A 13,207-nucleotide genomic window follows, 5' to 3' on the forward strand; every position below is an offset into this window, starting at 1 on the left:
GCGAAGCGCCGGCGCTTCGCGCTCGGCTACAGGAGAACGGGTTCGCGAAGAAACCCTTCGCACGGCGGGCAAACATGCTATTCTTAAAGCGTATGCCAACGCAAGTACGATATAATTGATAGCGCTTCCTTGCGCAAGCATAACTAAGTAGCCCCCCATCGCATGTATAACGAAGAGCCGCGCAAAGCAGCCCCTCATCCCGAATGCATATGATGCTTCTCAGGAATGAAACTTGCCACGCCGCCCCAAGTACGGCGACAGCTCTGGCTTATCGCTGAGCAATGAGCCGTTTCACTACCCTCACGACAAAGGAGGTCGCCCGCATCGCTCGCCATCGATTGTCGCCTAATCGTCTGTCTCTATTCCCGAAGCTGATCCTGATGTTCCTCGTCGTCATCGCGCCGTTGTTCGGCCTTAGTCTCGCGCTCAATGAGCTGGGCCGTCAGGAGGTCCAGTCGCAGCTCTCCGACGCCTTGGCAGAGCGGATGCAGTATGAGCTGCAATCGCTCGAGAACGAGCTGCGCCGGGTCGCCAAAGCCCAGCAGCAGCTCGTCAACGACAGCGACCTGTTGACGCTGAGCAGCCAGAGCCCGATCCTCTCGGACTACCAGCGCTCTCAGGCGATCAACCGGCTCGGCGACAAGCTCCAGGTGCTGCAAGAGTCGAGCCCCTATATCCAGCAAGCGAGCCTGTATATCGTCGCCGACGACCGGCTGATCGCAACAGGCGGCCTGCATGATCGGGAGCGGCTCGGCTCCGATCTGATGATGGCCGCCAGGGAGGTATACCGGAGCGGCTACGCGGTGACGGTGTGGGCGGATCGTCTCTTCCTCCTGTTGTCCTCGCCGCTGCGGCCGAGCGAGGCGGAGTTCCTCGCCAAGCCGCCGCGCTATGTGCTCAGCATGGAGCTGTCGCGATCGGCGATCCGCGACATGCTGGCCCGGATCGCCGAGGACGGCATGACCGTGCTGGCCGGCGACGGCGGGCAGTGGACGGTGCAGAGCGGCGAGCTGGTCGCCGGGCTGCAGGAGCAGAACGCGGAGTGGGAGACGGCAGGCGCGTCGATGTCGAGCAAGCTGGCGCTGGCGGGCAGCGACTACCTGGCGTTCCAGGCACACTCGATCTCGCTTGATGCGACGCTGACGACCTACCTGCCGGAGGACAGCATGCTCGGCAGCCTCAAGAGCTACCGGACCTGGTTCTGGATGCTGGTCGGCTGCTCGATCGTCATCGTCGTGCTGTTTGCCTACGGTATCTACCTGACCGTGCAGCGTCCGCTCCTCACGCTCGTGCGGCAGTTCCGCAACGTCGAGCAGGGACAGCTCCACCGGATCGCCTTGCCCGAGCGGCGGGACGAGCTGGGCATGCTGTTCGAGAAGTTCGATACGATGGTCGGACGGCTCAAGCAAACGATCGACGAGTTGTACGTACAGAAGATCCGCTCGCAGCGATCCGAGCTGCGGCAGCTGCAGGCGCAGATCGCGCCGCATTTCCTCTATAACAGCTTCTTCGTCCTGCAGCGCCTCATCACGAGCTACGAGAACGAGCAGGCCGAGCGGCTGTCGCGGCATCTGGGCCAGTACTTTCAGTACATCACTCGCAACGAGCGGGAGACGGCGCCGCTGCTCGAGGAGGTCAGTCACGTCTATGCGTATGCCGAGATTCAGAGCATCCGCTACGGCGAGCGGATCCGCTGCCAGCTGATGCCGTTGCCGGAGAGCTGGGTCGCCGTCCCGGTGCCTCGCCTCATCCTGCAGCCTGTCGTGGAGAATGCGTTCGAGCACGCCTTCGAGCAGGTGCTGCGGGACGGCGAGCTGACGGTGCGATTCGTCGAGCTGCCGGAGCGGCTGGACATCGTCGTCGAGGATAACGGCAGCGGGCTGAGTCAGGAGGAGCTGGAGGCGCTCGAGCAACGCATGGTCACGGAGGAGGATGAGCTGTCCGGGCTGGTCAATGTGCATCGCCGCCTGCTCATCCAGTATGGCGAAGGCTATGGCCTGTCGCTGCAAGCCCGGCCGCAGGGCGGACTGACGGTGACGGTGAGCATCCCCTGGACGCCATCGGAGTGACAGCTTAGACAAAAACAAGGGAGGGTAAGCCAATGCTGAGGATCTTGATCGTAGACGACGAGCCTGTAATCGTCAACAGCCTGTACCAGCTGATCGGCGAGTCGGAGCTGGATGTGGAGGTGAGCCGCAGCTACCATGCTTACGAGGCGCTGGAGGTTATGCGGACCAAGCGGATCGATCTGATGATCTCGGATATCCGGATGCCGGGTCTGAGCGGGATCGAGCTGCAGCGGCAAGTGATGGCGAGCTGGCCGTACTGTCGCATCATCTTCCTGACCGGGTACGACCAGTTCGACTACGCGCAGGAGGCGATCCGGGGCGGCGGCGTGCTGGACTATGTGCTGAAGCATCAGCCGGACGACAGCATCCTCGCGACGATCACCCGGGCCGTGCAGGAGATCGCGGCCAATCGTAGCGTCGCCGACCGCGCGGTAGAGACCGCAGCCCGATTGCAGCAGACGATGCATGTGCTGCAGCGGGAGCTGCTGCGGCGCCTGCTGCTCGGCGCGCCGGGCGATGCGCAGGAGGCGGCTGCCGAGCTGGCGGGCATGGACATGACATTCGACTTCCAATCGCCGATGCTCCTCGTCATGGCGCTCACAGATGACTGGGAGGCGGGGCAGTCGGCTAGAGATCGGGAGCTGCTGCTTTATGCGTGCGTCAATATTATGGAGGAGTATCTGACTGAGCAATGCCGCAGCGTCTCGCTGCAGGTCGAGAGCGAAGCCGGGCATCGGCTCATCTGGCTCATCCAGCCGGAGGCGGCAGACCCGTCAGCGGCGGAGGGGGGCTGGGCATCGCTCGCCAGCCGGCTGCCGGACATCGTCGAGGCGGTACAGTCGGCATGCGATCGCTGGCTCAAGGTGTCGCTGTCGTTTGCCATCGGCAGCGAGCGATGCATGGCTCGCGATGCCGCGGAGCGGCTGAGCGCGCTGGCGGGACTGTTCCCGACGGGCCCGGCGCGGCGTCGCCAGTGGCTGATCCGCGAGTCGGCGGCGGCGTCGATGGCGCTGGAGGACGAGCGTGACGCCAGAGTGACGCGGACGGTGCAGCGGCTGCAGCGCTTCATCGAGAGCCGACTGCATGAGGATCTGTCGCTGAGTCGTCTGGCAGAGCTCGTCCACCATAGCCCGACCTACCTGTCCCGCATCTACAAGCAGGTGACCGGCGAGTCGCTGTCCGCCTTTATCGCCGAGCGGCGCATGGAGCTGGCCCGCCATCTGCTGCTGGAGAGCAACATGAAGATCTACGAGATCGCCGTCCGGATCGGCTACGACTCGGCGCCCCACTTTACCCGCTTTTTCAAAAAAAAGTACGGCATCACCCCTCAGGAATTCAGAGAGGGCTAATCGGGAGGGACAAGATACAACGATTAGGCAACAAACCGCAAGAAACAGCAACAAATGCGCGTGGTCGGACGGGTCGCCGATTCGCTACAATTCTAGTTGTAAGCGAATTCAAACTGAAGTGGGGGCAAACATCAATGACAAAGCGGAAAAACATGGCCTTGGCGCTGGCGATGACGATGCTGCTAGGTACGGCGGCTGGCTGCGCGGGCGGCAATAACACGGGCAACGCGGGAGGCGGCAACGCTCAGGGGTCGCAGCCGCCCGTGACCGAGGGAGAGTCTGGCACTGGCGCAACAACCGGCACGGCAGACGGCAAGTACGACCCGCCGATCGAAGTGACCGCCGTCCGTTCGGTCGCGGCCAGTCTGAAGTTCGAGAACGGCGACACGATCAGCGACAACGCCTGGACCCGGCTGTACGAGGATGAGCTGGGCATCAAGCTGAAGTATCTGTGGGTGAGCGACAATACGCAATACGAGCAAAAGCTGAATGTCATGATGGCGTCCGGCGAGCTGCCGGATATTATGCCGGTGCCCGGCGTGAAGATGAAGCAGCTCTACGATGCCGGTCTGCTGGCCGATCTCTCGGCGCTGCTGGAGCAATACGGCTCGGAGCATACGCTGGACTTCCTCGGTCGCGACGGCGGCAATGCGCTCGACTCCGCCACCTTCGGCGGCAAGCTGGTCGGTCTGCCGCTTAATCCAGGCTCGACCGACTCGGCGCCGCTGCTGTGGATCCGCGAGGATTGGCGCACCAAGCTGGGGCTGCCGGAGCCGCGTACGATGGACGACTTGCTGAAGATTGCCGAGGCCTTTGTCAGTCAGGACCCGGACGGCAACGGCAAGCCGGATACGGTAGGGCTGGGCGTCGACAAGCTGTTGTTCGCCGGTCTGGGCGGGCTGGAAGGGTTCTTCAACGGCTACCACGCCTACCCCGGCATCTGGGTAGAGCAGGGGGACGGCAGCCTCGCCTACGGCAGTGTCCAGCCAGAGATGAAGACGGCGCTCGCCAAGCTGGCGGAGCTGTACAAGGCAGGTATCATCGACCGCGAGTTCGGCGTCAAAAATACCGAGCAGCTCATCCAGGACTTCAACTCGGGCCGCCTCGGCATCTATTACGGCCAGCATTACACGCCGATCCTGCTCCAGGACGGCAAAAACAACAATCCCGACCTCGAGCTGAAGCCGTATCCGCTGCCTTCCGCCGACGATCAGCCGGCCAAGCCGCAGATGGCCTTCAGCATCCCGGAGTATTACGTCGTGAGCAAGGATGCCAAGCATCCCGAAGCAGCGATCAAGCTGCTCAACGCCTATCTGGAGCCGCGCTCGCGGGAGGACTATCCGGTCGAGGAATACTCCAACAACGGCGATGTTGAGAAATGGCAGTACGCGCTGCTGAAGGGCTCCAACCCGACGCAAAATCTCGACTCCTATGTCAACGTCAAAAAGGCGCTGGAGGCCAACGACCGCTCGATCCTCGACGAGACGACGCCGGACCCTTACGTGTTCGACACGCTGAGCAGCTATTATAACGGCGAAGTCGCGGGCTGGGGCTATACGATGGTATTCGGCGAAGGCGGCGCGCAGTCGCTCCTGCATGATTACAACGAGCGGAATGCCTTCCAGCCGACGGCCTTCAACTCGGCGCCGACGACGGCGATGTCCGAGCAGCAGGCGACGCTCTCCAAGCTGGAGCTGGAGACATTCACGAAGATTATTATGGGCGAAGCGTCGGTCGATGCCTTCGACAGCTTCGTCGAGAGCTGGAAGCGGCTCGGCGGCGATCTGATGACCCAGGAAGTCGCCGAGTGGAAGGCGAGCAAGTAGATGGAACGGATGCGATGGCGGCGCGAGCTGCCGCTCCATGTCATGCTGCTGCCGGGCGTGCTGCTCCTCTTCGTATTCAGCTATATTCCGATCGCGGGGATCGTCATCGCCTTCCAGAAGTTCGTCCCCGCCCGGGGCATCGGCGGCTCGGACTGGATTGGTCTGGGCAACTTCCGCTACGTCATGCAGATGCCGGGGATCGGCCAGGTGCTGTGGAATACCCTCTACATCTCGAGCATGAAGATGGCGGCCGGCTTGCTCGTGCCGATCGTCATCGCCATGCTGCTCAACGAGGTGCGGCTGACGGGGATCAAGCGCAGCATTCAGACGCTCATTTATTTGCCGCATTTTCTGTCGTGGATCATCTTGGGCGGCATCCTGATCGATATCCTGTCGCCGACGCAGGGGATCGTCAATCAACTGCTCGTGTGGCTGGGCTTCGACGCGCAGTTTTTCCTCGGCAGCAACAAGCTGTTCCCTTACGTGCTCGTGCTGTCGGATGTGTGGAAGGAGTTCGGCTTCAGCACGATCGTCTATCTGGCGGCGATTACCAGCATCAGCCCGACGCTGTACGAGGCGGCGGTCATGGACGGGGCCGGCCATTGGCGGCAAGCCTGGCATGTGACCTTGCCGGGGATGCTGCCGGTCATCGTCCTGCTGGCGACGCTCAGTCTGGGCAATGTGCTCAATGCCGGCTTCGAGCAGGTGTTCAACCTGTATAGCCCGGCCGTCTACCAGAGCGGCGATATTCTCGACACGTTGATCTACCGGCTAGGGCTGCTCGATGCCCAGTTCGGGGTTGCGACTGCGGTAGGACTGTTCAAGTCGCTCGTGTCGCTGCTGATGATCTCGATGTCGTATTACCTGGCGTATCGCTGGGCCAATTACCGCATTTTTTAGCCGAGAGGAGGCTGAGTTTACTCTTATGCATACGATCTCTTCCGGCAGAAGGCTCTTTGTAATGCTGAATTACACGGCGCTTGTTCTGCTTGCTTTGACCTGCCTGTTTCCGATCATTCATGTGCTTGCGATTTCCTTCAGCTCCAGCACCGCGGCCTCCTCCGGCCGCGTGACGGTCTGGCCGGTCGATTTTACGCTCGCTTCCTACGACTATATCTTGCAAAATCCCGAGTTTCTGCGCTCCTTTGCTGTGACGCTGCAGCGCGTGGCGCTCGGGTTCACGATCCAGCTGGCGATGACGCTGCTGAGCGCCTATCCGCTCTCCCGCGAACAAAAGGATTTCCGGCTGCGCACAGCCTACGCCTGGTACTTCGTCGTGACGATCCTGTTCAGCGGCGGTCTCATCCCCTGGTATATGACGATCCGCGAGGTCGGCATGATCGATACGATCTGGGCGCTCGTCATCCCGGGCGCGGTGCCGGTGTTCAACATTATTCTGATGCTGAACTTCATGCGCGGCTTGCCCGCCGAGATCTCGGAGTCGGCCTTTATGGATGGCGCGGGGCATTGGCGCGTATTGGCGAGCATCATCGTGCCGCTCTCGATGCCCGTCATCGCCACCGTGTCGCTGTTCACGCTGGTCGGTCACTGGAACGCCTGGTTCGACGGCCTGATCCTGATGAACTTCCCGGAAAATTATCCGCTCTCCACCTACCTGCAACTGATGGTCATCAACAGCAGCACCTTGAACTTCAGCGGCACCAGTCTGCGGGAGGTCGTGGAGATCTCGCAGCGGACGACGCGGGCCGCCCAGATCTTCCTCGGCGCGCTGCCGATCCTGCTCGTCTACCCGTTCCTGCAACGCTTCTTCGTCAAGGGCATCGTGCTGGGCAGCGTCAAGTCCTAGTCTAGCTCCGGGCTATACAAGATCCTGCACTTAAGTCTGCGCAACGTTGAATCAAGAAAGGAGATATACAAGACATGGGAAATCTGATATCTCGATCGGCCAGACCGCCATTCATGCATCGCAGCACGCTGCTGCGCAAGCTGCGCCTGGCGACGCTCGCTTTGCTCGTCGGCACGCTTGGGCTCCCTGTGGGCGTCCCCGGGGCCATCCTCGGAGGGGGCGGCCCGGAGGCGCGGAGCGGCGTCGCCCATGCCGACACCATGCACACCATCGTCATCGAGGGGGAGAGTGCGATGACCGATAATTACCCGAATGCGGGCAAGCAGCTGCCGGGCGCTTCGTTCAGCGGCGGCAGCCTGCTGCGGCTGGAGACGCCCGACCCGATGCCGACAGGTGGCTACATCGCCTCCTATTCCTTTACGGTGCCGGAGGCCGGCACCTATGCGCTGGAGCTGGCGACGACGCCGCCGGAGGCGCTGTGGTCCTCGCCGTATGCGCTGTCCTTCAACGGAGGATCTTATGAGACCGTGAGCGGGGCGAACGAGGTCGCCAATGTCAATGACACGGTGAGGCGATATGCGGCAGGGCATGTGACGCTAGCGCAAGGGCTGAACACGGTAGATGTACGAGTGGATACCCGCCGCAGTCTGGATCAGCAATATGTGTTGTATCTGGATGCGATCACGCTGCGGCAGGTACCCTTCGGCCTCCAGAGCCTGCAGGCGGACAGCCCGTTCCGCGTCTTCGAGTCGGGCGAGACGGTCGCTCTGACGGCGATGCTCGCCGGAGCGGCGCCGGTGGCGACGACGCTCGAGGTGACGCTCACCGACTATTGGGGCAGTGCAGCCGGCAGCTTCACAGTGCCTGTGAGCGCAGGCGCGGAGACGGTCCCGGTGTCGCTGGGCATGCTGGATCGCGGCCATTACACGGTGACAGCTCAGCTCTCCGGGACGGACGATGAGGCGACGAGCTATGTTGCCGTCGTGCCAGCCGCCGCCGAGCGCCAGCTGCATGAGGAGGCGCCCTTTGCCATCGACGGCGGTTTCTCGTTGCACATCAATCCGTCGAAGCTCCCAGGCTTCGCCGACAGTCTGGCCCGCTTGGGCGTCGGCTGGGTGCGCGACCGTTTCCACTGGAGCACCGTCAATCCATCGCCTGGCGTCTTCGACTACTCGCACTTCGAGTCGACGCTGGCGCCAATCGCCGCAAAGGGGGTCCGGGTGCTCAGCACGTATCAGGATTCGCCGGCGTGGACGCGTCAGGGCGGGGGCAGCATCCCGGATGACCTGATGGCGGCTTACCAGTTTGCCCGGGATTCCGGGACGGAGCTGGCGGATCTGGTCGATGCGTGGGAGATCGGCAATGAGCCGGACGGTCACTTCACCGGCACGGACGAGACGGCCGACCAGTACGCCGCCTTTATGAAGGCCGCCGCGATCGGATACCGGGATAGCGGCGCGGGCGCGCTGCTCTCGATCTCGGGCTTCGCGGACCGTCCCAACGACTATATCCGACTCGTCATGGCCAATGAGGTGTTGCCGTTCCTGGACATCTACAGCTTCCACGGCTATCCGCTGCCCTATGGCAACTATACGAGCGAGCCGGTGCCCTTCCCGACCAACGCGGCGGATCATCTGGCCTTCGCCGACCAACTGAGCGGCGGAGCGCAGGTGCAGCGTTGGATGACCGAGGCCGGCATCGCCGTGCCGATCGGCGCGGCGCGCGATCTGAGTCCTGCCGAGCAGCGGGCGCAGGCGCGTTATCTCATCACCTCGGCGGTGCAATCGGTCGCTGCTGGCGTTGACCGACACTTCTGGTTTTTCATGCCGCATTATCTGGAGAATGGCAACGAGTACGGCATCTTCAATGCCGGGGATGCCCCGTACGCAGCCTACCCCGCGATCTCTACGCTCACGCACGCGCTGGGCGAAGGCCGATACATCGGTACGCGTCAAGGCTTGCCTTCCGGCGCGCGCGGTTACACCTTCATGGACGGAACGACGCAGGTCGATGTGCTCTGGTCGGAGACGGTGCAGACCGTCAGTCTGCCGACAGTCGGCACTGCTGCCGAGGTGACGGATCTGATGGGCGATACGCAGCCTGCGGTCCCAAGTGCGGGGATGATCACCGTGAGCATCGGACCTGATCCGGTCTATGTCGCGCAGTCCGGCGTGACCGGGGGCGGGACGCCTTCGACGCCAGTGACGCCGAGCCCGGTGGTGCTAACGGCTGCTGAGCGCGTCGTCCTGACGCAGCGATATGAAGCCGAGGCTGTCGACCAGGCCAAGGTATTCGGCGCCTATCGGCTGTCCAAGCAGACGGCCAACACTGTGGAGGTGGACGTATACAACCTTCATGATGCGCCATTCAACGGCGTCATCGAGGCGACAGCCTCCGGCGGCTGGCAGCTGGCGCAAGCCTCGAAGCCGGTGCAGGTAGCTGCATATGGCTCTGCGACGGTAACCTTCGAGCTGACGGCCGGGCCGCAGGTGGACAATATGGTCAAGGCGCCGGTCGAGTTCAGAGCGGTCGCAGGAGCGGACAGCAGCACCGTGTCGCGCGCCCTCGTCATGACCGGACTGGAGGAGGTCGCTATCGATCCGATCGCCGAGGCTGGAGTGCCGACCAACTGGGATTACACGACGGGCGATGCGATCCCTGCCACAGGCAGCTATACGGTGACGAGCGGCGTCGATCCAGGCACAGTCCGCTTCAAGTATGCGTTCACCGACACCAATCAATGGGTGTATCCGTATCTCGACCTGCCGTCCGCACTCGATCTGACGACGGCCAGCGGCGTCGCCTTCACGATCGAGGCGGAGGAGGACATCGCCGATACGGACATCAAGCTGATCCTCGTCGAGAGCAATGGCAGCAAGTACTATACGTTCAACGGCTTCGAGATCAAGGCAGGCGTCAATCGCTACGTCATCCCGTTCGCGATGCTCTCGATCGCCACCTTCGGACCGCCGGACAACAACAACGCGCTCGATCTCGGCCAGGTCGAACGGCTGCAGCTTGGGATCAATACCCAACTGCTCGATGTGCCAGCATTCACGCTGCGGGAGCTTGGCACCTTCGTCATCCAGGGCGACTCCGGCACGGAGCCGTCGGTCGAGCCGCCGAGCCTGCCCGCTGCGTCGGCGTCCTACGTCGCGCTGTCCTCCGACACGCGGCTGCAGTCGCTGACCGTGCGAGCTGGCGATCAGACGACGGAGCTGGTCGCGGACGCCGCCGCTAGCGGCGCGAAGAGCAGCGACAGGGTCACTAGCGGGGGAGACGCAAACGGCAACGGGTCGGACTATACGCTCCAGACCGAGGCGGCCCAGGTAGAGATCATCGCTCGTCCCCGACATTCGGCCGCCACAGTTACGATTAGCCGGGAAGGCGCGGCTGGATCGAATGACTTGTGGGCGCTCGCGCCGGGGAAGAGTCGCTTCGTCGTAACCGTGCGTGCCCAGGACGGGGCGCTGGGGAGCTATAGCCTGACGATCACGCGCCAATCCCTGGACAGCGAGAGCGCTGTGGAGCAAGAGCCGGTGGATAGCCTGACGCCGACTTCATCATGGTCAGATATTGCCGGTCACTGGGCGGAGGCGCAGATCCGCGCCGCTATGGCGGCCGGGATCGTCAAAGGCTACGGAGACGGAACATTCCGCCCTGGCAGTGCCGTCACGCGCGCCGAGTTCACGGTAATGCTGATGCGGGCGCTTGCCAGCCCGGGCGAGAGCGGGGACGAGGGTGAGGGGGGAGGACAGAGCGACGGAAAGGGAGAAGACGAGGACAGCCGCGAGGCGGAAGAGCCGCCGGGCTTTGCCGATCAAGCCAGCATTCCGTCATGGGCGGCGCCATCGGTCGACGCAGCCGTACAAGCGGGATTCCTGCAGGGCTACTCGGACGGCAACTTCCGGCCGGGCAGGGCGATCACGCGGCTGGAGATGGCGGCGATGATTGTCCGCGCAGCAGAGCTGACAGGCTCCGACACAGCGACAGCCTTCTCCGATGATGCGGAGATTCCGGCTTGGGCGCGAAGCGCGGTGCAGGCCGCGGCAGATGTGGGCCTTGTGCAGGGCGACATGGATCATCGCTTCGCTCCGCAGCGCACCGCCTCCCGGGCGGATGCCGTCACCGTCCTCATGCATCTGCTGGACATGCGCTAAGCTATGCACGAGACTTTACGAAGACAGCCCCCAGCGTCATGATGTTGGGGGCTGTCCTTGTTTGCTTGAGGTCAACCAGTAGACTCGTTCTTAAAATCATACTTGAGCAGTTCGCCTTCGGCCGCCCTACACGCCATGCCTGCAAGGGAAAAAAGGTACACTGGAGCGCCCGAACAGCGAGACAGGTTGAACCAGGTTGTCTCCGACGTAGCGTTTGGCCCGTTGCAGCAGGTTGCGGTGGCTCTTCACGAACGGTATTTGCTGGGCGGGACACCATAGCGCTGTTTGAAGGCGCGCTCGAAATGAGGCAAGGTGCGAAATCCCGAGGCAAAGCAAATCTCGGTTATCGGCAGGGTCGAGGTCTGAAGCAGCGAGCCGGCAAATTGCAGTCGCAGGTTTTGCAGGAAATGCTGATACGTCACGCCGGTGTATTGCCGGAAGCGGGTGCTGAAATAATTGGGGGATAGTCCGGCTTCTCTGGCGGCCGCCTCCAATGTTAGCGGCTCGCGGAAATGGAGCCGCAGGAAGGCGATGGTAGCGCCGATCTCATGCTGATCCGAAGCTTGCTCGAGTGGACCAGCCCCCTCTGGAAGACCCGACCTGCGCATCAGCTCGATGAGCAGGCGCTCGATAGCCCCCTTGACGATTCGTCCCGCTTCAAGCGCGGCGATCTGCTCCTGCTCCCTGTGAATACGCTCGAATTCGGCAGCGATCGCGCCATAGTCCTCCTCGCTGAGCTGACAGACCAGATGCTTCCGATACTGAGCGAACAGCAAGCGATAGAGCTCCTTGTCCAGCAGCTTGTCGGAGAAGATCAGATTGTAGTGAACAAGCGTGGTGCCCGGTGCAGGGATCATCTCATGGAAATCGGCAGGGGTGAGCAGGAACAGCATACCTTTGCGCGCGGATAAGGAGTGCCCGTTAATCACATGCTTGCCTTCCCCCATCGTGACAAAACCCAGCTCGAAAAACTCATGCCAGTGCACTTCAAGCCGCTGGGCCAGCGGCGAGATGAACAGTCGGAACGGGAGCTCCTGCATAAATTCACGGCTAGTCAGACGATGAGGGAGCGAGCGGTCATTGGCGGGCATCCTTCCTATCCTTTCTGCGTACAACGCTTTTAATCAGACATTAATAAACGGGCTTCCGGCGATGTCCCTTCCTCGGGCCAGCCAGATTTTGAAGCCTTCATTACGTTCTGGAATGACACGGGCCTCGGTGGAAAAAAATCGCATCGTATACCCGCATCTTCGGTAGGGGCTTGTATTCGGCGTAGCGCCATGAATAATCCGGGAATCGTGCAGGGAGCATTCTCCTTGCTCAAGCTCGAAGTAGACAGCTTTGGTTTCGTCGAGGCTGTCTTTTTTGATTTGGGTAGGGAACAGATTGCCGCTCGCATCCACCTCTTCATATTCGGAGAATCCGCTGGAATGCGTGCCGGGGATGACTCGCATGCAGCCGTTTTCGCGCCAACTGCGATCCAGAGCCAGCCACAGCGTCACAATCTTGTCATAGGAGGTCAGTCGGCCCTCCCAATAGGCGGAGTCCTCATGCCACGGCGTGGCCCGTCCTGTGAACGGGTCCTTGCATATGAAATGGCTGGACCAGAGCCCGATATTAGGACCGATCAAGGCTTCCACGACATCCAGCACTTCATCGCTCATCAGATAGCTCAGCAGCCGCTCGTCTCGGAAATGCGGCACATCCAGTTCATCAGAGAGTTTGCTCCCCTTCTGTTCCAGATGCTCCTCGAAGATTTGTGTCAATTCCTGCAGCTGTTCGGGATTAAATACTTGCTTATTATACAACAGGTAACCGTTTTTTTTGTAAAATTCTACTTCGTCTGCGGATAGCTTTACTGTTCCCATCATGAGTCGCCTCTCTTTGGTAGCGGAATGTCTAGCCTCTTCATTATAGAGACGGAGCGTCATTAAAAGCTTGCCATAAGTTATCTGGAAGTATGCTTTTCTTACGATCTTCATCTACGTTAGTATCC

8 protein-coding genes are annotated in these 13,207 nt (G+C 61.7%); 6 read left to right on the top strand and 2 right to left on the bottom strand.

Annotated features, from left to right (window positions below):
* The first annotated feature begins 281 nt into the window (after window positions 1-281).
* The 6 genes from PA598K_RS17220 (at window position 282) to PA598K_RS38015 (ending at window position 11,211) form a co-directional block, all read left to right on the top strand.
* Complete coding sequence (locus PA598K_RS17220; protein ID WP_128658158.1) at window positions 282-2,069, top strand: sensor histidine kinase; 1,788 nt, start codon at window positions 282-284, stop codon at window positions 2,067-2,069.
* Window positions 2,070-2,101: 32 nt separating this feature from the next.
* Complete coding sequence (locus PA598K_RS17225) at window positions 2,102-3,418, top strand: helix-turn-helix domain-containing protein (protein WP_128658159.1); 1,317 nt, start codon at window positions 2,102-2,104, stop codon at window positions 3,416-3,418.
* Between the two features lie 134 nt (window positions 3,419-3,552).
* Window positions 3,553-5,244 (top strand): extracellular solute-binding protein, encoded by a 1,692-nt coding sequence (locus PA598K_RS17230; protein WP_128658160.1) that lies wholly within the window; start codon window positions 3,553-3,555, stop codon window positions 5,242-5,244.
* Complete coding sequence (locus tag PA598K_RS17235; protein ID WP_128658161.1) at window positions 5,245-6,144, top strand: ABC transporter permease; 900 nt, start codon at window positions 5,245-5,247, stop codon at window positions 6,142-6,144.
* A 25-nt stretch (window positions 6,145-6,169) separates the two neighbouring features.
* On the top strand, window positions 6,170-7,051 hold the full coding sequence (locus PA598K_RS17240) for a carbohydrate ABC transporter permease (protein WP_128658162.1): 882 nt from the start codon (window positions 6,170-6,172) through the stop codon (window positions 7,049-7,051).
* 74 nt (window positions 7,052-7,125) lie between these two features.
* Window positions 7,126-11,211: an S-layer homology domain-containing protein gene (locus PA598K_RS38015; protein WP_260405462.1), complete on the top strand. Its 4,086-nt coding sequence runs from the start codon at window positions 7,126-7,128 to the stop codon at window positions 11,209-11,211.
* A gap of 245 nt (window positions 11,212-11,456) precedes the next feature.
* On the opposite strand, the gene PA598K_RS17250 is transcribed toward PA598K_RS38015, so the two are convergent.
* Window positions 11,457-12,302: an AraC family transcriptional regulator gene (locus PA598K_RS17250; RefSeq protein WP_128658163.1), complete on the bottom strand. Its 846-nt coding sequence runs from the start codon at window positions 12,300-12,302 to the stop codon at window positions 11,457-11,459.
* A gap of 33 nt (window positions 12,303-12,335) precedes the next feature.
* Window positions 12,336-13,082, bottom strand: a complete 747-nt coding sequence (locus PA598K_RS17255; protein ID WP_128658164.1) for a phytanoyl-CoA dioxygenase family protein — start codon at window positions 13,080-13,082, stop codon at window positions 12,336-12,338.
* Between the last annotated feature and the right edge of the window lie 125 nt (window positions 13,083-13,207).

This window comes from Paenibacillus sp. 598K (assembly GCF_003851045.1).
Taxonomy (GTDB): Bacteria; Bacillota; Bacilli; order Paenibacillales; family Paenibacillaceae; genus Paenibacillus_D.

What these genes read in the sequence shown, in the direction of transcription:
- PA598K_RS17230 (WP_128658160.1), top strand. Translation starts at nt 3,553, where the DNA reads ATGACAAAGCGGAAAAACATGGCCTTGGCGCTGGCGATGACGATGCTG.
- PA598K_RS17220 (WP_128658158.1), top strand. Translation starts at nt 282, where the DNA reads ATGAGCCGTTTCACTACCCTCACGACAAAGGAGGTCGCCCGCATCGCT.
- PA598K_RS17225 (WP_128658159.1), top strand. Translation starts at nt 2,102, where the DNA reads ATGCTGAGGATCTTGATCGTAGACGACGAGCCTGTAATCGTCAACAGC.
- PA598K_RS17235 (WP_128658161.1), top strand. Translation starts at nt 5,245, where the DNA reads ATGGAACGGATGCGATGGCGGCGCGAGCTGCCGCTCCATGTCATGCTG.
- PA598K_RS17250 (WP_128658163.1), bottom strand. Translation starts at nt 12,302, where the DNA reads ATGCCCGCCAATGACCGCTCGCTCCCTCATCGTCTGACTAGCCGTGAA.
- PA598K_RS17240 (WP_128658162.1), top strand. Translation starts at nt 6,170, where the DNA reads ATGCATACGATCTCTTCCGGCAGAAGGCTCTTTGTAATGCTGAATTAC.
- PA598K_RS38015 (WP_260405462.1), top strand. Translation starts at nt 7,126, where the DNA reads ATGGGAAATCTGATATCTCGATCGGCCAGACCGCCATTCATGCATCGC.
- PA598K_RS17255 (WP_128658164.1), bottom strand. Translation starts at nt 13,082, where the DNA reads ATGATGGGAACAGTAAAGCTATCCGCAGACGAAGTAGAATTTTACAAA.